The 22,989-nt window shown below is 48.9% G+C and carries 18 protein-coding genes; 9 read left to right on the top strand and 9 right to left on the bottom strand.

From position 1 onward, the window contains the following. The first annotated feature begins 358 nt into the window (after window positions 1–358). The 5 genes from QGP82_RS20330 to QGP82_RS20350 all read left to right on the top strand — a co-directional run bounded on the left by QGP82_RS20330 (window position 359) and on the right by QGP82_RS20350 (window position 6,768). On the top strand, window positions 359–2,410 hold the full coding sequence (locus tag QGP82_RS20330) for a c-type heme family protein (protein ID WP_163664285.1): 2,052 nt from the start codon (window positions 359–361) through the stop codon (window positions 2,408–2,410). Between the two features lie 81 nt (window positions 2,411–2,491). Beyond that, window positions 2,492–3,841: a response regulator gene (locus QGP82_RS20335; protein ID WP_163664287.1), complete on the top strand. Its 1,350-nt coding sequence runs from the start codon at window positions 2,492–2,494 to the stop codon at window positions 3,839–3,841. 481 nt (window positions 3,842–4,322) lie between these two features. Continuing rightward, window positions 4,323–4,874, top strand: coding sequence for a ferric reductase-like transmembrane domain-containing protein (locus QGP82_RS20340; protein ID WP_250564925.1), 552 nt, complete (start codon window positions 4,323–4,325; stop codon window positions 4,872–4,874). 220 nt (window positions 4,875–5,094) lie between these two features. After that, complete coding sequence (locus QGP82_RS20345; protein WP_163664289.1) at window positions 5,095–6,279, top strand: WD40 repeat domain-containing protein; 1,185 nt, start codon at window positions 5,095–5,097, stop codon at window positions 6,277–6,279. A 162-nt stretch (window positions 6,280–6,441) separates the two neighbouring features. After that, window positions 6,442–6,768 carry a CU044_2847 family protein gene (locus QGP82_RS20350; protein WP_163664291.1) on the top strand — a complete coding sequence of 109 codons (327 nt, stop codon included), beginning with the start codon at window positions 6,442–6,444 and terminating at the stop codon, window positions 6,766–6,768. Window positions 6,769–6,987: 219 nt separating this feature from the next. On the opposite strand, the gene QGP82_RS20355 is transcribed toward QGP82_RS20350, so the two are convergent. The 4 genes from QGP82_RS20355 to QGP82_RS20370 all read right to left on the bottom strand — a co-directional run bounded on the left by QGP82_RS20355 (window position 6,988) and on the right by QGP82_RS20370 (window position 13,636). Next, on the bottom strand, window positions 6,988–9,618 hold the full coding sequence (locus tag QGP82_RS20355) for a DUF4132 domain-containing protein (protein WP_499060805.1): 2,631 nt from the start codon (window positions 9,616–9,618) through the stop codon (window positions 6,988–6,990). Window positions 9,619–9,632: 14 nt separating this feature from the next. Further along, complete coding sequence (locus QGP82_RS20360) at window positions 9,633–10,028, bottom strand: hypothetical protein (protein WP_499060806.1); 396 nt, start codon at window positions 10,026–10,028, stop codon at window positions 9,633–9,635. 101 nt (window positions 10,029–10,129) lie between these two features. Continuing rightward, on the bottom strand, window positions 10,130–12,997 hold the full coding sequence (locus tag QGP82_RS20365; protein ID WP_499060807.1) for a tetratricopeptide repeat protein: 2,868 nt from the start codon (window positions 12,995–12,997) through the stop codon (window positions 10,130–10,132). A gap of 93 nt (window positions 12,998–13,090) precedes the next feature. Continuing rightward, window positions 13,091–13,636, bottom strand: a complete 546-nt coding sequence (locus QGP82_RS20370; RefSeq protein WP_163664300.1) for a pentapeptide repeat-containing protein — start codon at window positions 13,634–13,636, stop codon at window positions 13,091–13,093. A 225-nt stretch (window positions 13,637–13,861) separates the two neighbouring features. On the opposite strand from QGP82_RS20370, the gene QGP82_RS20375 reads away from it, so the two are divergent. After that, on the top strand, window positions 13,862–15,382 hold the full coding sequence (locus QGP82_RS20375; protein WP_163664302.1) for a SagB/ThcOx family dehydrogenase: 1,521 nt from the start codon (window positions 13,862–13,864) through the stop codon (window positions 15,380–15,382). Window positions 15,383–15,435: 53 nt separating this feature from the next. On the opposite strand, the gene QGP82_RS20380 is transcribed toward QGP82_RS20375, so the two are convergent. From QGP82_RS20380 to QGP82_RS20390, 3 genes are all read right to left on the bottom strand, one after another. Beyond that, window positions 15,436–16,308: an NAD(P)-dependent oxidoreductase gene (locus QGP82_RS20380; RefSeq protein WP_163664304.1), complete on the bottom strand. Its 873-nt coding sequence runs from the start codon at window positions 16,306–16,308 to the stop codon at window positions 15,436–15,438. A gap of 115 nt (window positions 16,309–16,423) precedes the next feature. After that, complete coding sequence (locus QGP82_RS20385) at window positions 16,424–16,660, bottom strand: hypothetical protein (protein WP_163699497.1); 237 nt, start codon at window positions 16,658–16,660, stop codon at window positions 16,424–16,426. A 162-nt stretch (window positions 16,661–16,822) separates the two neighbouring features. Then, window positions 16,823–17,740 (bottom strand): formylglycine-generating enzyme family protein, encoded by a 918-nt coding sequence (locus QGP82_RS20390; RefSeq protein ID WP_163699495.1) that lies wholly within the window; start codon window positions 17,738–17,740, stop codon window positions 16,823–16,825. A 466-nt stretch (window positions 17,741–18,206) separates the two neighbouring features. Between QGP82_RS20390 and QGP82_RS20395 the strand changes: the two genes are divergently transcribed. Further along, window positions 18,207–18,818, top strand: coding sequence for a cysteine dioxygenase family protein (locus QGP82_RS20395; protein WP_163664310.1), 612 nt, complete (start codon window positions 18,207–18,209; stop codon window positions 18,816–18,818). 111 nt (window positions 18,819–18,929) lie between these two features. Here QGP82_RS20395 and cutA read toward each other — a convergent pair whose 3' ends face one another. Continuing rightward, window positions 18,930–19,271 carry a divalent-cation tolerance protein CutA gene (gene cutA, locus QGP82_RS20400; RefSeq protein ID WP_006514764.1) on the bottom strand — a complete coding sequence of 114 codons (342 nt, stop codon included), beginning with the start codon at window positions 19,269–19,271 and terminating at the stop codon, window positions 18,930–18,932. Between the two features lie 41 nt (window positions 19,272–19,312). Beyond that, window positions 19,313–20,242, bottom strand: a complete 930-nt coding sequence (locus tag QGP82_RS20405) for a pentapeptide repeat-containing protein (protein WP_499060808.1) — start codon at window positions 20,240–20,242, stop codon at window positions 19,313–19,315. A gap of 391 nt (window positions 20,243–20,633) precedes the next feature. On the opposite strand from QGP82_RS20405, the gene QGP82_RS20410 reads away from it, so the two are divergent. Further along, on the top strand, window positions 20,634–20,990 hold the full coding sequence (locus tag QGP82_RS20410; RefSeq protein ID WP_499060809.1) for a hypothetical protein: 357 nt from the start codon (window positions 20,634–20,636) through the stop codon (window positions 20,988–20,990). Between the two features lie 326 nt (window positions 20,991–21,316). Continuing rightward, window positions 21,317–22,873, top strand: coding sequence for an FAD-dependent oxidoreductase (locus QGP82_RS20415; protein ID WP_499060810.1), 1,557 nt, complete (start codon window positions 21,317–21,319; stop codon window positions 22,871–22,873). Window positions 22,874–22,989 lie beyond the last annotated feature (116 nt).

A 22,989-nucleotide genomic window follows, 5' to 3' on the forward strand; every position in this document is an offset into this window, starting at 1 on the left:
AAAGCTAAATATTCAGCCTTGAGAAATAGGAACAGAAATTATATATCTCTCCAAAAAAGTAGCTATAACGGATGAAATGTACTCTATAGCTACGGTTCTATCCACCAGGAAAGAACCAAAATATTTTAGCGAATATCTACATACCCATAAATTATTGGTTTTACCGTTGAGCCATACTTTATTCCTCACCATGGCATAACACATAATCGACCCATAGAGGAATTATTGCTGTTGCTGATTTAAGGGATGAAGCGATCGGGCAGGATTGCTTTACATCAGTGTTTCTTAGATTGACCCCTGCCAAGGTCAGCAACACCAAATTATTTATATGCCTAACTTTTAGGGTGAGTCATACACTATGAGGTCTCAACGCCGTCTTTCTAGTCTTGGTAATCAATTTACCAGGATGTTAACGATTATTTTTTTCGTGGGCATTATTGCCAGTGGATTAATTCTCTCAGCTGCGATGCGTCAGAAAGCTGAGGGCGAAATCGTCCATCGGGCAGAAATATTAATCCAAACCATGAATGCGGTCAGAAACTACACCAGTGCGCAGGTAAGACCCCATCTGGCAGATGAACTGGCTGAAGCGACAGAATTTATTCCTGAAACCGTACCGGCCTATTCCGCCAGGGAAGTATTTGAAGGTTTCCGCGCCGCGAATGAATATGAGGATTTTCTATACAAAGAAGCAACCCTAAATCCAACCAATCCAAGGGATCAAGCAGACGAGTTTGAAACCCAAGTTGTCAATCAATTTCGAGAAAACAGCAAGCTAGAAGAACTCAAAGGTTATCGCAGAATGGAGGGTAAAAAGCTGCTGTACATCAGCCGCCCGCTCACCATTGAAAAAGAGAGCTGTTTAGAATGCCATGGCATCCCCTCAGATGCGCCACCCAGTATGCGGCAAACCTATGGTACTGAAAATGGCTACGGCTGGAAACTAGGAGAAACCGTTGCGGCTCAGACCATATACGTCCCCTCTAGCCAGGTATTTATAGAAGGAAATCAATATCTCTTACTCGCGGTTGCCATCTTTACCGGTGTATTTGCTGTCGTCATTGGCGTCATCAATCACCTGCTAAGAAAAACAGTGATTAGTCCCCTCGGCCAACTCAACAAGCTCATCCGCGACATCAGTCTAGGACAACGGGTCACCCTACCCACTAACTCAGACGGCACCACATCCCTCAGCAGTTTGACATCCCGCACCGACGAGCCGGGGCAACTGGCTCGAGCCTTTGAGCACATGGCCAACGAAGTTGTCCTCAGGGAACAATCTTTAAGCCACGCTAAAGAAAGCGCTGAAGCGTCAACCCAGGCAAAGAGCGAATTTTTGGCCAATATGAGCCATGAGCTACGCACACCTCTCAATGCCATTATTGGCTACAGTGAGATGCTGGCTGAAGAAGCTGAAGACCTTTCTGTCGAAGATGCCCAAACCGATCTGTATCGTATTCAAGATGCCGGCAAACAACTACTGACCCTAATTAATTCAGTCCTTGACCTCTCCAAGATTGAATCAGGTCGCATGGAGCTATTCATTGAGGAATTCTCCATTTCCTTCTTAGTTGAACAGGTTGCTGATGTCCTCAATCCCCTCATTCAAAAGAAGGGTAATAAGCTAATTGTCCATCAGGGAGCTAATGTAGACGTAATTTCGGCCGATCACTCTAAAGTGCATCAGAGCTTGTTAAACCTGCTCAGTAATGCTAACAAATTTACTCAAGATGGAACCATTGCCTTAACAGTTAAATCAAGCATGGAAGGGGATCAACCATGGATTGATTTTATTGTCACAGACACTGGCATTGGCATGACATCGGAACAACAGAAAAAGGTCTTTGAAGCCTTTGCCCAAGCCGATAGTTCAACCACTCGACAGTTTGGCGGCACAGGACTCGGCCTGACCATCACCAAACAGTTTGCCAACATGATGGGAGGAGATATTACAGTAGAAAGTCAGTCTGATAGAGGCTCCCAGTTTACTCTGCGCTTACCTCAAGTGGTTCAAGGCAACCGCCAGCCCATCCAAGAAGAGCAACCATGGCTTTTAGTACTGCAAGCACGCGAAAAGAATGAAGAAGTTATTACTCGTATGCTGCAGCAAGAAACCTGGTTAGTTAAGTGTATTGACAATAGTGCCGATGCCTTGACGCTGGCTCAGGTAGACAAACCACCGACCCTTATTTTAATTGACTTAAGTCTGGAGTCTGATGCGATTCAGTGTATCAAGTCGCTGCGACAGACGTCGGCGTTTGAGGAAATTCCTATTATTGCGATCGCTAATTCAGTTATCGAAACAGAGATCAGCATCCAAATTGCCAATGATGTTCAAAGTATCTACTATCGCAACGATTTGAATTTGCAAGACTTTTTAGAAGAACTGCATGTTTGTGCTGCGGTCTAATTTTGCTAAGTCGGTTGGGCGACAGCTTAACCATGACGTCCTGACATCGTTGAGTGTTCAATCTATCCCTTATTATTCGCCATGCCTAAGGTTTTGTTAGTAGAAAACAATGCATTAAACCGCAAAATGCTGGAACGACGCCTGAAGCATTGCGGATACGAGGTTCTGACTGCAACCGATGGCGACAAAGGTGTATCACTGGCCATCGAAAAGCAGCCCGATTTAATCATCATGGATACGGATTTACCCGTGATGGATGGATGGCAGTCAATCAAAATCCTGAAAGCATCCACGGCAGCGGCACATATCCCTATCATTGCGTTAACAACTAACAATAAATCAGGTAACTGGAAAACAGCGTTAGAAGTTGGCTGCAACGACTACGATACTAAACCCATTGTACTTAAGCGTCTGCTAGGCAAGGTGAATACATTGTTAGGGGTGACATCCCCTGACAGCACATCGTCAGCAGCCAACCCCCTAACCTTCACAAAATTAGAATCTGCGCTATCTCAATTTTCAGAATTAGAAAGCGAGTTTTCATCATTAAAGACACAGTTCACATCTCCGCAGCCTAGCCGGAACAAGTCCTCTGAGGAGTCTCTAAAGGGGCGCTACGAAGTTAGCCGAGTGCTGAGTGAAAACACATTTGGCCAGCGATTATTGGCTAAAGATCTCGACAATGATGCCAAATCAGTCATCATCAATGTCTTTAACCTACCAGTCGGAAATTCTTCACTACTGCCCCTGGTGCGTGATGCCCTGGACTCAGAAATGAAGTTTCTCAAGGTCATCACTCGACAGGATGATATTGCCACTTGCCTAGATTCGTTTGAGCAAGATGATAAATTCTACTGGGTACAGTCCGATATTGTAGGCACATCCTTAGTCGATGAGCTCGACAGTGCGCAATCCATGGGCCACGTCTTGCAGCTAACCCACAATTTGCTTAGCAGCATACACCCCTTTCACCAAGGGAAAATTGTCCACTGTGAATGTCATCCCCAAAGCTTTGTACGTCGTCAATCGGACGATCGCATCATCCTGGTGGAATATGGTGTCCTCAAGCGGCTATTTGTCAATCTGCGGTCCCATTCATTGGCCTACCGCCAAGCAATTTTGAAACACCACAACTATCAACCCGTTGAGCAGCGTGCTGGTAATCCTCAGCTAAACAGCGACGTCTATTCCATCGGCATGATTGTCCTACAATCATTAACAGGACAGTCTCCTGAATGGCTCGTTAAGACCAGCAGCAAGGGCAAGCTAACGGATTTGGTCAAGGCAGATTCGAACATTATTAAACTTTTCGAGCGAATGGTCAGTCCAAATTACCATCTTCGCTTTGAGTCAGCGGGTGAAGCCCTTAAGGCGCTCCCTTTAGGACTAATACTGAAAAAGTCTAACTATCGGCAAGCTTTATCATCCTAAGCTAGCAAAATCGCCATAAATAACTTAATTCAGCACTTCCCTCCTAGTTTGGCATTATTCAGATACTAGGGGGGAAGTTGTGTTGTTAGCAATATGAAGACATAAAAGTCAAGTCATGATTTGACTCTCTACAGAATCTTTAGCAATTCATGGGGAAACTAGAAACTTTTGATAAAGTCTCCGGATCAATATGAGTGGGTGAAATTACTCCGTTCTAACATATATACGTTAGCAAGAGCATTTATTATTTCCCTGCTCAACTACATTTAGCAGGGATTTTTTCAAACGTATCTTGTTTGATCGGGGACACAATGGGTGCATCATTATTTTTCATTTAGTCTAAAGTCGGAGTCTTAAAAATGTTTGAAGCCTTGTTACAGCGTTGCAAGTAGACTCCGTACTCACAGACAATTCGACCGTTAAGGAGATTTCACGCCAACGTTTAGTTCGGTTTGAGCGTCTCCTAAGCAGCAGTTAACCGATGAGTGTTCTACCTGAGATGAGTCTATCGTTTGAGCCCGTGCCCCTTGGAAACCATCTGGGGTTTCTGGCACTGGTTGCCTATGTCGCCACTTTGGCACCAACCATTATCCGCGTTGTCTTTCCAGCTTTCAAAAGCCATAGCATTGTTCGCTGGCTACTCAAACAGCGACGAGCTATTGGCATTCTATCTTTTGTACTTGCGGTTGGTCATACCTACTTTGTCATTCGCAAACGTAATTTTGACTTTTTTGATTTCCATACCTACCGAGCCAGTGTTGAGGGGTTGTCAACACTCATTATTTTTACGCTACTAACAATCACCTCTAACAACTGGAGCATAAAGCGGCTCAAAAAAAATTGGAAACGCCTCCATACATTGACCTATGCCGCCATGTTTCTGCTGACCTGGCATGTCATCAATAAAATGGCAGGTCAGTGGACAATGGTTACTCCAATTGCTGCCATCTGCATTATCGCCATTACAGTTTTGTTCCTGGTTCGCAAAGGATCAGAATTTCAGAAAGACCTGGTTAAAGTCAGAATCAACTAATATTTACCTCATTTCATCGAACCTGGGGGTTCAAACATGGCCCAGCGGATGATTTGAGGTGCCCTTTGTTATTGATATACTCCCTCACTAAACACAAGAGGGGGCCCATTCGAGGATGTCTGTCCACCTCTTTATGGGCAGCAGCCATGGCTAAGGAGTTCTATGTCTAGCTAGGCATAGGCTTCTGTTGGAATTTATCAGTGGTGCCAGTATAAACGTCATGATCGTCACATCAAAATCTACCGAAGCTAAGAAAAGGAACTCATTTTTAAAAAATCTTGCCAGTAAAAAGCGTCAGCAACGCGAAAATCAACCATCTAAAGCTAAAAAATCCCGTAAAAAGAAGACATCCACCGCTGAAAAGCTGAGTTTAATTAGCTTAGTGGCTGCCTGTATCGCAGTGGGTATAGACATGGTTGCGCCACCGATGGCGACCCGTATGGGTGCCGTTAATGTAGCGTCAGGTGTCACCGATGCCCATGCCTCTTTTGGTTTTGATAATCGTTTTGGCTCACGGCAGGCCTTTACAACCGATGCGGTGACCTATGGCAGCACCATGCATGCGGCCAGCCAGATTTTTGCAACGGGGCATTTTGATGGCACTATTTCGGTCTGGGATTCCGTATCTGGCAAGTTGTTGCAATCCCACCAAGTTCATTCTGATGCGGTCGAAGATGTTGTCTTGACTCCGAGTGGCAAGCTGCTGGCCAGCGGTAGCTGGGACAACGATATTCGCATTTGGAACTTAATGACAAAGCAACTGTTTCATGATTTGGTTGGGCATACCGATGATGTGAAATCGTTGGCCATCAGCGAAGATGGCAGCCTTTTGGTGAGTGGCAGTTTTGATAAAACTGTCAGAATTTGGGATATCTGGTCCGGTGAGCTGTTACACACGTTTGAGCACCCCCACGGAATTACGGCGGTGGCTATTAGCCCCAATGGCAAGACTATTGTCAGCGGGGATCGGCGCGGTATGCTTCACGTGTGGGATCTCAAAACTAAGATGAAGCTACTCACGCTGCATGGGCACAAGAGAACGGTGTGGGATTTAGCATTTAGCCCCGATAGCACCATGGTGGTGAGCGGTAGTCAAGATAGGACCGCGATTGCCTGGGATTTGCAAAAATTTGAACCTGTTTGTATGTTTGTGGGCCATGGGCGCGCAGTATATTCAGTGGCGTTTAGCCCCGATGGGCGCACGGTGGCCAGTGGCAGCTATGATCACACAGTGAAACTATGGGATGTGAAAAATCATCAGCGGGTGCAAACCCTGAGGGGGCACACAATGGCTGTATGGGATCTGGAATTTGCTGATGAGGGCAAGGTGTTGATGAGCAGCAGTGCTGATGGTGCAGTGCGCTTTTGGTCCGCAGAGTGGCTGACGAATAGGGCGGCGCTGTAGGAAGAGACGTTGCCGTAATCAGTCAAATTTTGGTTAAGTTTCCTGGAACATCCGAGTCACCTTTTAATGGGGGTGGCTTTTTTTGCCTGTCGAAATGTTGCTGGTGGGTTGGGTAATTGTGGTACGAGCGTTATAACAGAGCTGATGTTTTAGCGCTTGCTCATGAATTACGAATCGGGCCAAACAGTCCCTGTAGAGTTAGACGATGGCAGCTTGATTTATGTCAAGGTAAAACCACCCCAAGTAACACGGGGTAATTCAGATAAGTTAGGGTCTAAGTCTTCGTTTGATAGGGTAACGTCTTCCATTGAGGGGATTGTGAAGGCCGTTGCAAAGCCGATTAATGCAGCGAAACCAACCAAAGCCAGTGTGACCTTTGGTGTGGAGGTGGAGGTGCAGGAGGGGCATCTGATTGCGGCGTTGGCCAGGGGAACTGGGACGACAAGTTTGGAGATTACCCTGGAGTGGGAAAAGGCTGAGGATGAGTAGTATAAGCTTGAATTATCGTTCAATTCTGCCTGACAGGTAGATACTATGTCCGGCTTCTTGACCATGTTGCCGATCGTCTCTTCTTGCAAAAGGTCAGTGGGGGCGATATTGTCATTCACCAGAGATGAACATCCCCCGTAGGTTGGGTTGATAACTTTATCCAACATTCTCTGCTCCCTTGCGGCTCTCCAAAACCCAACAATCCACTTCAACCCCAACCTACGGGTTAATCTGGCTCAAAATTGTTTTGTCTATAATTTTTGTATCCTCGGCCAGCAAAAACGCCTTGCTCAAAATCAGCGCCAGGGTCTTATCCCCCTCAAAGGGCAGAAACACTTTATCCGCCGCACTCTTCCCTGCCCGCACAATACACAAATACTGATCATTCGGCTCCATCAAAATATTCCCACTGCCCAGGTGAATCTTATAGGTGCGAATATCCCCCCTCACCACCAAAAATCGTTCCTGAAACGAACAGCGGCTAGCAATCTTCTTCAACTTGGGCACCAAATTTTCCAACACTTGCCGTCGCGTCTGGGCAGTCGCCGATAGCTCCCCAAACGAATAATCATGCCAGTAGTCATAATACTGTCGTCGTCCTTCAGCGCCACCATCCGTCCAGTTTGGATCATTGCCCACACTGGCAACACCCACAAACAAATCTACATCCCGTAACACCTCTGTCAATACCAATGCCGGAATGTCACTCAACGGTATCGGCTCTGCTGGAGCATTACGATAGGTGCCATAACCACCACCACCCGCATGGGCAAAATTACTCGCCGCATCAATTGGGTAAAACCTCACCTGGTCCGTCGCTAAATAAAGATAGGTACCCGCCTCAGTCGTATCGCTACCGTAGTCATCCCCAATCCCTTCAATCCAAAACTCTGCCCGCAAATCCCACTTGGGCAATAGTAACCGTGCCGGTTCATAATCATCATCCACCATCAGCCTCAGCTGATTCTTCCAGCCCCGCTGACCACACAGCGCATTAAACTGATGCTGCTTAATAATGTGGGCTGCAAACCGATTGGAGTACACACGAGTAGTCTCTTCAGCCGCCGTGAGTAGATAAATCTCCCGGTGGGCCTGTTTAAACGGCTGCTGAATCCCATGGTTAACTAACCAACTGCGCCAGGCCTGAATGGTCTCAGTTGTTGCTGTAATCGGATGCCATAGACTGACGCGAGTTTTATGTGTCAACCAGTCAATGGGTTTTCCTTGTAGATCGACTAGATTTGTCTTCAAAGATGTTTGAGTCGTGTTGGCTATCTTGCCTTGGCCCCCTAAATCCTCCAAGTCTGGGGGACTTTGAGCAGAGACTTCCCCCAAGTTTTGGGAGCTGGGGGGACCGTTTTCCCTGTCAAACCAGAACCCTACAGCATGTTTTCCATCTTCTTCAAACTGCCAGAGCATCCGTCTCGCTAAAGTACCCACCAATGGATGATTGACATAACGCTCCTGCCAGATAGTAAAACCCCACGTCTTCTGCTGTAGATAAAATGCCTCGATGCGGTCTCTCTGGGCGGGCAACATCTTCTGAATATCTTTTGCTGCCTGTTTTAGCTCCTTTAGATCCTCACCGTAGTTATCCTTAACGGCCTTAGGCACTGACTTTTGCACGTTGCCATCTGCCTTAAGCCACCGTAGCACTGTGCTACTAGTGCCAGTCACCATCAGCTCAGCCGTAAACTCGCCCAATGTCTCTCGCCGCACGCCCACCTCACTCAACCCATAGGTGGGCACCGCCAACTCTTCAATTTCTTCTCGGGGTAGTCCCTCTCGCTCAGCCGCAGCTGTCAGTGCTTTTTCAATTCCCTTTTGGGCCGTGCCAAACTTTACCTTTACCTTTAACAATGCCAGCTGACCAATGGCATCCGCTGTGGGCATTTGCCCCAAGGCCCACACACAGGCATTGCCCAGCTTCACGCACCGTGGTCCAATGCCAGGAATTTTGCGATAGGCTGAAACTGCTAGTTTTCCCAAAGCACGCACCAACTCTTCCTCGGTTTGATCCGCACAGAGCCACACTAAACCTTTGAGAATGTCGGCATTTTTGTCTTGAATCACATCATCACCACCACGCCAACCGGGCAAAGGCTGCGTGCGGGGCTGGTCTACCAGTGGACACCACTCCACTAGATACTGTTGAAAGGTGTCTATACCTACAGCCTGGCGCAGAGGCTTGGCGCTTTTGAGCCACTTGGCGGTGGGTTTACCGCCAGAGGCTGTAGAGCAGGCTGCAAGCAGTTGAATCCAGGCAGTTTGTTTGGTTTCGGGCAGTGCTTCGATAGTTTGTTTAGCTGCATCAGACCAGGGTTCTCCGGGGGTGACTGCCAGGGTTTTGGTCTCAGCGGAGATTAACAAGCGTAGTTGGTTGGCGGCTTTGGGTGCATCGCCGTAAAGTTTTGACCAGCTGTTGTAGGTTGCTTCAATAGCAGCTTGTAGGTCGGGCGTTAGAGCATGGTCTTTGAGATAATCTCGCGTTAGCTTTTTGACAGGTGTATACCAATACCAGGTGCGCAGATTCCGATCTTGACAGGTGACTAGAAATTCAATCACACCGTCTGCGGTAAAAGGTAGTTTGCGATTTAAGATCAGTAGCAACACATTGGCAATACCAGAGGCGTTGCCATAGGCATCACCATCGTCATTGTTAGTCGCCTGTTCCATGTGGTGCTTATAGGCTTGCACCATGGCAAGGGCTAACTCAGCTTGCTCAGCTCGATTGAGTTTAGAGATTTCTTCCCAAATGTCAGACTCTTTGAAGTTGTAAGAGGGACCTTTGGTTGGTTCTTGATGCTCTTGCAGAACTGCTTGGATGATATCAGCATTGTTGATGGTCATGGTTAACCTCCCAACTAACCGCCCACCAGGGGGACCAATTTCATAAAGGTGACCGAAGTCTCAGGGGCAATGGTGATCTCGTCTTCCAGTTCCGTCACTTGTTCGTCATCCACTAAAATGATAAAGCCGTTACTTTGAAAGGCGGTAATGGCTTTTTCAAACTGAGCTTCCCAGTTAATCTTGCGGGGTTTACGCAGTTTGTAACCGTTTAGTGTCTGTTCGGTTTCAGTGGGTTGCACCAATCCTGTAAAAACGTCCGGCTGCTTCGCATTAAAGTCTTTCACTTCTTGATAAACCCGACTGCGAATTAGCTCTCGCACCGTAATCTGTTCGGTTAAAAAATCTAGTACCAGCATGGGGCCATCATCACCCAAGATGTTGGTATCTCGGATATTTAAGCGGTTTTTCATGGGTTTGAAATGCGATCGCTAAACCTAGCAGACTTAATGAGAGCTTACCCAGTTCCTTCTCGCGTATTTAGATTGTTGGGTTTCTCAAAATTCAACCCAACCTACGCCACTAACTCTTTGAACCAGTTGTCCTGCCAAATATCTTCAAAGCTCTCGTCTGCCTGGGCTTCTTCTTTATAGCGCGGATCAATCTGCACCGCTTTCTGCAAATTTTCTAGGGACTTATCAGTCTCCCGCTGTAGGGCATAACAAACGGCACGGTTGTAGTACGTCTTTGCATAGGCCGGGTTTAACTCCAGTGCTTTTTCAAAACTCTTGAGGGCATCCCGGTCTCGACCCAGCTTAACGAGTGCCAATCCGCGATTATCCCAGGCCTTGACTAAATCTGGCTTAAACCGTGTGGCCTGCTCAAACGACGGTACCGCATCTTCAAAGCGCTCTAGATCCAATAGTGCCAATCCCCGATTTAGCCAGGCCACACCGTCGTTTTCCTGAATCTTGACTGCCTTATCAAAGGACTTAAATGCTTCCTCTGGTTGTTGCAAAATACCGTAGGCCACTCCACGGTTCACCCAGGCTTCGTGGTAAGTGGGGTTAAGGGCAATGGCCTTATCAAAGGAAATAATTGCCTTTTCTCGCTGCTTGAGACGGCTGAGCACCATGCCCTTATTGAGCCAGGCTCTTGGGTCCGTATCATTGAGTTCAATCACCCGTTCAAAGGTGGTCAGGGCATCGTCATAGCGACGTAGCTCACGCAGTACTAGACCGCGCTGATACCAGGCTTCTTTGCGCTGGGGCTCCAGGTCAATCACCTTTTGCAACGCCGTTAGGGCCTCATCACGACGTTTCAGCTGGGTGAGGGGTTTACTGCGTGCTAACCACAGTTCCGCATTGTTTGGCTGGATGGCTAGGGCTCGATCGTAGGTTGCGATCGCATCTTCTAAATTACCGGCTTCAATCTGGCCTTCAGCCTCGGCCACAAGCTCGTCAATGGTCTCAAACAGCTCGGGGCGATTAGACTGTAGCCGTGCCAGGCGCTCGGTCAGGCTTTGCAGTTGAGTTTGAGCCGTATCCACAAACGAATCAGCCACATATTCAGGCGTCACTTCCCCTAACTGGCGCATAATCTGGTCCTTTTGCACCTTGGCATCAGTTTGTAAGCTATCCAGCTGCTCCGCAAAGCTCTGTTTTAGCTGCTCCAAATCAGCGGCTGAGGTAGACTGCTCTCCTTCAAACCGGGTTTTCAGGTCGTCAAGGGCTGTAGCAAAGCGCTCAACAATCACCATTAGCCGCTGCTGGGCTTCCTGCTGACGACCACGGGCGGCATTCGCCAGCTCATTGATCTGCGTCCCCAGGCTGGCATCAAACTGATCCAGCTTGTCGATCACCACGTCGCGACGGCCAAACACCACATCACGCACTTGCCCCAATTGCTGGGTAAACTCGCCCTCAAGCTGCTGCAGACTTTGCAACGACTCTTGCTGCTGCTGGGTCACACTGGACTGCAGCTCCGTAAGCTGACGGTTAAATTCGCGGGCAGCGCCATCAATAGTCTGCAGCGTGCGAGACTGCTGATCACCTGTTTCACTTTGCAACTGGCTGAGCTGATTGGCAAAACTGTTAGCCGTCTGCTGCAATGCTCGAAATGACTCATCTCGCTCGGTGCTGAGGTCCCCTTGCAGTCGTTCTAGCTGGTGCTTAAAGTTGGCGGCCACCTGGTCCATATCCCCTAACAGCACCCCTTTACGACCTTCCACATCCACTCGGAGGGTGGCAAACTGGGTCAAAAAGTCATCGGTGGACTGACGTAACTGCTGCATCAGGTCAGCTTTGCGGCCTTCAATATCGTTACGCAGCTGCTGAAACTGCTGTTGCAGGTCACCCACTGAACGTTCAATGGTCTGCAGTGCTAATTCTTTATGGCCCAGGGCATTAGCCTGCATCTCGTTCAGCTGCTGGGCAAATTCTCCCCGGCTTTGCTGCATTTCCTGGGTAAAGTCCCCCCGGTCCTGCTGCATTTCTTCGATAATGCTGTCCCGCTGCTGCTCCAGCTGTGCTTTCATGGCCTTACGCAAATCTTCCAGCTGGGGGCCAATATTTTTTTCCAGGCTGGTCAACTTTTCTAACCAGCGATCGCGCTGCTCAATGGTGTTGGCCTGTAGTGTACCAATCTCGTCAGAAAAGATAGATTCTTTGCGCTCTAGCTCATCGAGATAAATACCTTGGCGATGGTCAGCGGTGGCTTTAAGACCTGCCAAATGATTATCCAGGGTGGACTGGGCAGTATCTAACCCCTGAAATACAGACTGTTGCTGCCGCCGGGTATCGGCTTGGAGAGTTTGCAGCTGCTGAATCGTGGTCTGTTTCAGGTTATCCAGCTCTTGCAGAAAATCGGTTTGGGTCGTGCCAAAAGACTGGCGAGCATTATCCAGCTCCGTTTGCCAATCTTTAACGGTTCGTGCCTTCAGGTCAGTAATATCCGCCAGTAGCTTGGTTAAACTATTGCGCTGGGTGGTCAGGTCTCGCTGAAAACTGGTGGAGCGTTCCACCAGCTCATCGGCGCGGTCGTCAGCCTCAGCCAAAATGCCATCAATTCTACGGGTGGCAGCCTGGATCTTGCTCTCCAGGTTTTCGATTTCATTGAGCTGACCAAGGACGTTTTTAGTCACATTCTTGGTGATTTCTGTTTCCACCGCACTGCGCATCACCCAGAGCATGGCCATCCCCATCCCCAGGAGCAAGATCAAGGTGCCGATCAAAATGCTCAGCAGCACAATGCTCCAGTCAGAAGAATCAACAGCATCGTCAGGACGCTGATTCACAGCCGTCGTCGCTTCAGCCGTGGAGCTGTTACCCAAGGATGTGATCGTGGTGTCCGTCTGGGCATGACCCGGTCGAATGGGAGCACACATTAAGATCAGCATGAGGGCCAACTTTGGCCAATTAGCAGATTTTGATGATGCGCTCACAGTCATAGAGGGGAAGGGCAGGACAGGTCTTAAAGACTGCTCATAGCATACCTGAGCTAGGGCGGCTTGTAGAGGCGTTCCATCGGAACGCCTCTACAATTCATTCTCGCTATTTTCTATAGGATAACCATCGGGACCAATGGTGGTGCGATCGCATATCACGTCACTTAAATCCACCTGCCGGGCCCGGAATAAATTAGCACCCCGCAAATCTACCTGGGTTAAGTTGGCCTGGGTTAAGTTGGCCCGACTTAAATTCACCTGACGTAGATCGGCTCCCGTTAAATCAGCCCCGGTTAAGTCAGCCCTGTAAAGGTTGGCCTGATACAACGTCGCGTCAGATAACTTGGCTCCCCGCAAATTCCCATAGGACAGGATGGCCCGCTGTAGGTTAGCTTGCGACAAATCTGAAGCCTGTAGTAAGGCATTACCCAGATTGGCATCCGTTAAGGTGGCCTCAATTAACCGCACCCGACTGAGCTTGGCATAGGGTAAATAGGCTCCCTGCAGGTGAGCACCCGTGAGATCACAGTTGCGGATATCGCAATCAAATAAGTTAGCTGCTTCTAGCACAATGTCTTGAAAGTCACGTTTCCCAGCTTGATAGGCCGCTAAGAATTCATCAACCGTCATACCCATCTACGTCAAAATTGAATTGGATACCTGCCACTTGCGATAAGGCCAGCCTCCAACTGGCTCAATAAATATTGCTCCAGAAATGTTTGGCACCTGAAAGCAAGATGTTACAGAATGTAAATTAAGATACATATCGTAGAAAAAAGGCTTTCTTAAGCGTCACTTAAGATTTTCGGGGGCATCCTCGGCCTTGGGTATCCACTCAATCGATAGCTCCACTGCACAGCCATGACTAAGGCATCGCGCTCTCTCGCCTATCACTATCACCAACGCACTAAGTATTTCCCCGATGCGCTGCCCCAAGGAACCCTAAACTGGGCTGACCAGCCTGAAGTTTACAAACGTTATCCCTTGGGCAGCCGGTTTGATCTACAGGGCTATTTAGGAGCGGTGGAACGTCCCAGCGATCAATGGTGGCAGCGGCTATCGCAATTTTTATTCCACAGCTATGGGTTAACGGCCAAATTTACCAGCACGATAGGGGATACGGTTTATCTGCGTTCGGCCCCATCCGCCGGTGCGCTGTACCCGGCAGAAGTTTACTTGATTTCCCGGGGCACATCCCATCTGCCTGCTGGTTTATACAATTACCAGGTCAAGACCCATAGTTTGGTGCGGTTCTGGGACGATCATCCGTGGCAGCGATTGCAGGAGGCTTGTTTTTGGCATCCGGCCCTGGAGCACACTCACCTGGCGATGGTGACCAGCGTTGTGTTCCAGCGTTCGGTCTGGCGTTATCAGGCCCGGGCCTATCGTCGGGTATGTCTGGACACAGGCCATTTATTGGGCAATGTGGATCTGGCGGCATCGCTGTGTGACTATCGCCCCCATCTGATCGGTGGATTTGTGGATGATGCGGTGAATGATCTGCTGTACCTGAACCCAGAAGAGGAGGGTGCGATCGCGGTTTTAGCCCTGGCCGATTTGCTACAGGTCGAGCAGAACCTACCCCGGGGCTGCACCACATTGTCCAGTGATTTACAGGTATCTGAGCATGGGGTGACGGTAGATGACGGTCAGCTGCTGGCCGCACTGCATCAGGCCAGCAAAATTACCCCTCAGCCAGATAAAAGTCTGGAGCAAGCCCGGTTAGATCATTCGCCTCAACTCGCTGGCTCCCAGTATGCGTTTCCATTTGGCAATAACGCCAGTACCAAAGTAGCCCCTATCAGTTGGGGAGAAGGGCTGGAGTATTTGACTAAATCTATGCTGCACCGGCGTTCGACTCGCCGTTATCGGGGTGCGGCAATTTCCTTGGATCCTCTACGGCAGCTGCTGGATTTTACCTATCACCCTGAAAACTATAGCGAACAAGGGTTCGACCCGCAGCCCGACTATTTTGATTTGAGCCTGATTCAGACGTTTATCGTCGTGTTGGCCGTCAACAATCTGGATGCAGGCTGCTATTACTACGATCCGGCAGAAACCACCCTACGACAGGTGCGGTTTAAGCATTTCCGGCGCGAGCTACATCATCTTTGCTTAGAACAGCACTTAGGCCGTGATGCCAGTGTGGCCATTATGCATACGGCCAATTTGAAACAGGCCGTTGAGCGCCATTGTGATCGGACATATCGCTATTTGCACATGGATGCCGGTCATCTAGGGCAGCGGCTGAATGTGGCAGCCACACGCTTAGGTCTCGGTGTGAGCGGCATTGCCGGGTTCTTTGACGATCAGGTCAATGACGTCCTCGGCATCCCCGAGGATGAGGCCGTGCTATACATCACCACCATCGGCGTACCTTAAGCTCCTGATGCGGAAAGCGGGCAGGGTCCTCCCGTCCGATCTCCGTACACCCTTTAGATCCCCCCCATCTCTCGCAGACTGCGAGCAATCGCTGACATATCTTCATCCCCAAAGCCCTGAGCGATCAGCCCACTCTCAATCTGCTCCACATAGGCTGCCATGGGTAGTGGCAACCCCAGTTCGCGGGCTGCCTCCAGAGCAATGAGCAAATCTTTGCGGTGCAGCCGCATCCGGAACCCAAGGGGATAGGTATTATCGAGCATATTGCCAGACCGATTGGTAAAGGCCCAAGAACTAGCCGCACCACCACCCACGGCCTGGACGACTTTTTCCATATCCAACTCCGCTTTTAGCCCCAGAGCTAACCCTTCAGCAACGGCCCAAAAGGTACCTGCAACAACGATCTGATTAATGGCCTTGGTGGTTTGCCCAGCACCGATGGGGCCAACGTGGGTAATTGTTTTACCCAGGGCCTGCAGGACAGGCATCGCTTTAGTTAGTGCTTCAGCTTCCCCCCCCACCATGATGGATAGAGTGCCGTTGGTCGCCCCTTCTGAACCGCCGGATACGGGAGCATCCAACATGGCAATCTGCTGCTCAGCCAGCTCAGCTGCAATGGCTCGGGTGACCGTGGGGCTAATGGTGGACATGTCGATGACTAAACTATTGGGCTGTGCTCCTGAAATCACACCCTCAGGCCCGAGAAGCACTGCTTCAACGTCGGGCGTATCGCTAACGCAAATTACAATAATTTCAGCCTCTGTGGCAGCAGCAGCGGGTGTGGCGGCTCGCTGGGCACCTGCCTCGACCAGGGGTAATTCGCGATCGCGACTACGATTATGGACAATGAGCTGATGGCCTGTAGCTAGCAAATTTAGGGCCATGGGCATGCCCATAGTACCAAGGCCAATAAATGCAACCTTCATAGCAGTCTTCCTGTGGTGTTAGCTGTGGCACAGTCACCATAGCAAAAGCTTCCTGAAACTAATTTCAGGAAGCTGAATTTGTAAATATCCAGTTGTCTTTGAGCTGTACTAGACGTTAGCTGCCTGCACAGGGGTCAGCCGCACAAGGATCAGCCGCACAGGGATCAGCCGCACAGGGGTCAGCCGCACAAGGATCAGCCGCACAAGGAGCTGCACAGGGAGCAACTTCTTCAGTGGGTGCTGCGCAAGGGTCAGCGGCACAGGGATTTGCGCCGCCGCCGCCGCAACCAGTTAAAACACCAACACTCAACACAGAAGCAGCTGCAACAGCCGCTAAATAATTAACTTTCATCAGAGGGCTCCTCTTAAAGCATTGAACAGATAATAATGCAGCCGAAACCAAATCGACAAATTAATCCGCGAATAATTATTCGCGATCAACCTTAATGTTGGCTGAGAAAAAGATGCTAATTACCTGAAAGGCAAGGGAGTTTAGCTGATTTTTCAGCCAAAACTAGCGTTTTGGGTCCGAAACCAAACGAAATCCAAACAAAATATGACGATAGGTCGTAGGTCGGCCATGGCGATAGGCAGTCCGACAAAATCCTGGCAGATCATCCCAGGCGCACCCTTTCATAATGGCCCGCTCCTGACCGTCCTGCACGTATACGGTTGATGTAAATTCAAACACATTGCCCGCCATGTCTTCCACACCGTAAGGACTCTTACTCAGGGGATAAGCACCCACACGGCTAGTTCCTTCGGGTCCGTTTTTCTGCCAGTTTGTAGCCTGCTCTTGCCATTCGCTACCCCAGGCAAAATAACGTCCATCCATCCCGCGAGCTGCTTTTTCCCATTCGTCAGCTGTGGGCAGTCGATACTCAAGCCCATCTTCCTGGCTTTTCCAAGCGGCATAGGCTAAGGCATCTTTTTGAGACACCAGCACAACCGGGTGTTGCGCTTTACCCGGAGGGAACTGGTAGCCCCGCCAAAAGTATGGGCGCAGGTCTTGATAGGAGTGCACCAGCATATTTTGCTCTTGGTAGTTCTCGGCAGTGATGCCAGGCTGATGATAACCAGTTGCGAGCACAAACTCTTGATAATCTGTGTTTGTAACTAGATTGCGACTAATGCAAAATGCTGCCAGACGTTGATTGCCAGCCTCAGGTTCAAAATCAAACCATCGCTGCTGGCGTAAACGAGTTTCTATATCCAGGGCCTCTTCTGGCGTAGTCGCTAAAGACTGGGCCGAAATACGATAGGCAAAGTCCCGTTCCTTTTGGTCGCTACCAGATATGTAACGGCCCCGCTCAACATATAAGGAATCTTTAGTGCACCGAATATCTTGACCATCTGGGCCAATATGAACGCTCGGATCCACCTGCGAGTTGGCTTGACCACATCCAGTTGCCAAGACAACTGTAAATAGCATCCAAGTTAAAGACCGACGAAGGTACTGTTTTGAGCGTGAGTTAAGCATATACACCAAAAGCGTTCCGGGGGCGTAAACGGAGTCGAGTTCTACTGGCTAAGATTCCCTAACGTTGGCACTATTTGCCCTGCCCAGTAAGTCACTTTGAGCTCTAAGGAATAACGCAGAAGATAATTGGTTTGACCTTGAAAATCACAAAAAGGTTTATGGCTATAATCCCCTCAAAGCTAAATAGCTTAAGTTTGCTCCGCCTATTAGCTGAATTAGGCTACAGACAAGAGAATTTAACCCAGTGTCTAGGTGCGGACTGTAAGCACACCGCTGTTACAAGATGAAACGTTTCTTTCATATAACACTGTTACATTAGGGCAATGTTCTAAGTACCAGCGGATGGCTATATCTTTGTGTGTTTGAGAATCTAAGATGAAGCCATTAGTCTGATAAATCTACTCTTGCCCCTTTGCCCATGACAAACCATAACTGGTTAATTACCGATGACGGTCAGCCAACCACGTTTGGAAGCACGGATAATGTGCAGCCCCCAAAACGTGTTTATCGGCTGTATCGCTTTTTAACGGATTTAGAAGACATTTTGGCAGACGAGAAGGATGACAGTATTCGTATTCAGAAGATTGTGCCCCTTGTCCGTAAGCTACTAACTAGCTCCTACTGGTTACAAATGGAGTATGATGCACCGTCCCCAAAAACTGGATGGTCCGTAAAATTTCTGTATCGAGAATATGAATTTCCCCTAACAGTTCAAATGGTGGCCTGGGCACCTGGCCAAGTATCAACAATCCATAACCACTCAGCATGGGGGATTGTTGCTTTGATTGGTGGCGAGGAAAAAAATCATTTGTGGCAACGTTCCCCCACTGAAGACAAGCCCCATCGTCTAGAGTCGGCTGGGGAGATAGATCTAGTACCTGGCGACATTATTGGCTTTACACCAGGGGCAATTCACCAGGTACAACCCATAGGAGATGAACCGACAGTTTCCTTTAACCTCTACGGAGTCACTGACTACAAGACCCGGTACGAGTATGACGTGAAGGCGCAAACAGCGAAGCTGTTTTAAGGGGGAATGGGACTCAGGGAGTGGACAGTAGGGACGACTGCGCTATTTCTGTTGAAACGGAAAACTCCATCAAGATATCCCTTTCACAGCTGTAGCCCCACTCCCTATTCCCTAGTCCCTACTTGCTCTCTCACCAACCTGTTCCCTCACCCACTGGCCGTAACTCTCAGTGCTCTCAACAATAGGGACTGCTATAATCTCTGGCAAATCGTAGCTGTGCTGGTGCTCTATCTGTGCGGCAATTTGGTCAAATAGCGCCAGGTCAGTTTTAATCGACAATTGGTACTCAGAGTCGCTGTGAACAGCCCCCTGCCAACGATAAATTGATTGAATTGGAGTCAAGGTGACGCAGGCTGCCAATCTAGACTCAATCAAGCTTTTAACAATTGCACGGGCTTCTGTTTCAGTAGCCGTAGTGACTAACACGAGACCCAGTTGGGAAGATGACGTCATATCTCAAAGCTAAAATCTAAACCAGACAACATTAAAGGGATCTAACCGAAACTGGAGAGAATAGTTCCATGGACACTCTGGGTGCTATTACAGATGTCTGAGACTGAATGGCAGAAATACTTACTTACTGATTTTCGCGCTAATATCCCTTGATTTACGACTACAGTTCCTGGCTTGGATTTTTCTAGGGTTGTATGGGTGAGTATGACGCTTGTTAAATCTGCTTGATCAATATTGGCGCGACTAAGATCGACATTCACAAGATTAGCCCGTTGCAATTGGGCATAGTGCAAGTTGGCCCCAACCATTTGAGCCTGTTGCAGATTGGCATGTTGTAATTGAGCGTGGGAAAAATTGGCGGCTGTTAAGTTAGTTCCCTGCAAATTTGCTCCCTTCATATGGGCATGGGAAAAGTTAATGCCGTTCAGGTCATAGTCTTGAAAATTAAGGCCGTTAAGCCGCGCCCCTTCTAAATGTGCGCCATTAAATTGCACAGCGGTAATGTCGGCACCATAAAGACGGGCATCGCTCAAGTTGGCCCAGGCAAGATTGGCCCCCCTTAATTGGGCTTCTCGCAAGTTAGCTCCAGCCAGGACTGCGCCGCAAAAATTAGCACAGTGCAAACGACTCTGGCGAAAGTTTACATGGGCCAGCTGAGCACCACTTAACCGGGCATGGGAGAGATCAGATTTAATCCAAAAAGTTCCACGACCCTCAATTTTGGTGAGATTGGCACGGCTAAAGTTACTCTCGCTCAGCTTGGCAAATTGCAAATTGGTTCGTTGTAGCTGAGCACCGACAAATTGTCCCTTGGTGAGAAAGGCTCGACTCAGGTTAGCAGCCGTCAAATTAGCACCGGACAAATCGACATTAACTAAAATGCAGTTCGACAGATCAGCACCGCTCAGATTAACTCCTTTAAAGTTTCGATGGCCTGATTCGTATAGCCGCAGGAACTCGTGAACTCTCATCTTAGGTTAGGACCCTAGCGTTTTAAAGATTGCCGCTGGCGAATAGGTGCTGGTAGGCAAGTCACACTGGCGACACTTCTATAGAGTAGACGGCACCTCGTACAATTAATGGGATGGTTGATGTTGGTTGATATACCAACTTAAAACTTAAGAAAATCTGAACTTTCAACACACCATAACTTTATGAAGATATCCGAGGAGGTTGCTATATCCCCCTCATTAACAGGGCAATGGCAGTCATTTTTCCTAGGAGCACTTTGGTTAGGTTTTGTAACTTATGCAGTCTTACTGGCACCACCCAGTACCCCTGATACCTTAGATGTCATTTGTCAACTGTCAGCGGGGCAATGGGTTGATCTGACCCCATTGCCCCGTTGTTTTGTTTAATCTGATGGGGCTATGGCCAATTATCTACGCCAGTCTAGTCTTGACGGATGGACGAGATCAGACATTACCGGCTTGGCCATTTGTGGTGAGTTCTTTCGGCTTTGGAGCTTTGGCTTTAATGCCTTACTTGGCTTTGAGAAAATCGACTAACGCTCTGCTATATCGAGCACCAGATACTACACGGCTAAAGGTATTTAATCAGCGATTGGTAGGGATTGGGGGTGCGATCGCGACTATCCTCCTGATCGCCTATGGCATCCAACCAGGTACATGGAGTGAGAGTGGATATACATCCGTAAGACTGTTGGTGAGTGGCGAGGGTCATTTATTCAGTTTTCTCCAGACACTCCAAATGTGTTAAGGCGCTTGCGCTTAAATAATCACCCCATTCCCCCATCACTCATCCACCCATCTATAGTCCCAACCTGGGTCTTTATTTTTGTGCAGTCCCCTAACCCTTGAAGAAGATCGGCCAGAGCAGCACAGGTGTTTGGTGTTAAAACGCACTCCCAAGGGAAACCCAACTCACACCATGAAACGAGACCTGGGCTATCCCGATGCAGCACCCTACATCTCTTATGCTGGAAACACGGGGATAATTCTTTTGGGTAGTCTTTTGACCATTGGGTTTGGACTGCTTCTTTATTTCCGGTTTTTGTTGCCTCTACCTCCCCTGATTCTGATCTCATGTCCCCCACCCAAACCATTCTCCAAGCCATTCCTGGCAATCCCTATATTGGTCTCCAACGAGCTGATGCCCTATGGCATGACTATCGCCATGGACAGATTCCCACGCCCGATGTGGTGTCTACCCAAACTGAGCCCTTGGACCTAGAGAACCAGTCTGACACCTATGATGTCATCATTTGTGGTGGCACCCTGGGCATTCTCTTAGGCGCTACTCTGGCCCGTCAGGGATGGCGTGTAGCCCTATTAGAAAGAAATATCCTGAAGGGACGGGATCAGGAGTGGAATATATCTCGTAGTGAGTTAAGGACATTTGTTGAGCTTGGTCTATTAAGTGAGACGGAACTGGAGACTGCGATCGCAACGGAATATAATCCGGCCCGCGTTTACTTCGATGGTGGTGAAGACCTCTGGGTACGCGATGTGCTCAATGTTGGCGTTGACCCGGTTTATCTGCTCGATACCCTGAAACGAGTCTTTCTAGATGCGGGGGGTGAACTTTTGGAAAAGACCCCCTTCTCCACGGCTCGGGTGGCTCCCGATGGCGTGCAAGTGACCGCAGGTGAGCGTACGTTTGTTACCCGTCTGCTGATCGATACCATGGGCCATTTCTCCCCGATTGTGCAGCAGGCCCGTCAGGGAGAGTCCCCTGATGCCGTATGTCTTGTGGTAGGAACCTGTGCCACCGGATATGAACATAATCAAACCGGAGATCTAATTGCCTCATTCACCCCGATTAAAAATCAGTGCCAATATTTTTGGGAGGCTTTTCCCGCCCGTGATGGCCGCACCACCTATCTGTTCACCTATCTCGATGCTCATCCCGACCGCATCACCCTAGAAGACCTGTTTGAAGACTACTTTCAGTTACTACCTGACTATCAAGGAGTTTCCCTAGAGCAGCTTCACTTTAAGCGGGCCTTGTTTGGGTTTTTCCCCGCTTATCGCAATAGCCCCCTACGTTTTTCTTGGGATCGGCTGTTGGCAGTTGGGGATGCTAGCGGCCACCAGTCTCCCCTCAGTTTTGGCGGATTTGGGGCCATGATTCGGCACCTAACGCGTCTGAGTGCAGGCATCAATGATGCTTTACAGCAAGATCAGCTAAATGCAGCCGCTCTTGGCTGGTTACAGCCTTATCAGCCGAATATTGCTGTTACCTGGCTGTTTCAAAAAGCCATGAGTCTTTCCATGGGTCAATCCCTGGATCAACACCACATCAACAGCCTACTAACAACCATTTTTCAAGATATGGCAGCCTTGGGTGAGCCAGTGCTACGGCCATTTCTCCAAGACGTTGTACAGTTCTTGCCCTTAGCAAAAACGTTACTGCGCACCTCTGTTTATCATCCGATGCTTGTCGCCAAAATTTTGCCCCAAGTAGGTGTTCCAGCGGTTTTAGACTGGACTGGACATTATCTCAGTTTGGCTATCTATAGCGCCCTCAATCAGATACTAACCACTCCTGCCAAAGATGCTGGCTACTATTGGCGACGGTGGAGAGAGGCCTTAATCTATGGCAGTGGCAGTGACTACGATGGGCCTTCAGCTCAACGTTAGAGGGAAGAGTTATGGGCTCTTAGTTCCTGGTTTCTGGTGTTGAGTTACCTGCGTATGCATGGATTACTCCTATCCACAGGCATTCACTCAACACTCAAAATTCAACTAACTCCCCC

Source organism: Leptothoe sp. LEGE 181152, from assembly GCF_032906605.1.
GTDB classification, from domain to species: Bacteria; Cyanobacteriota; Cyanobacteriia; order Phormidesmidales; family Phormidesmidaceae; genus Leptothoe; species Leptothoe turfae.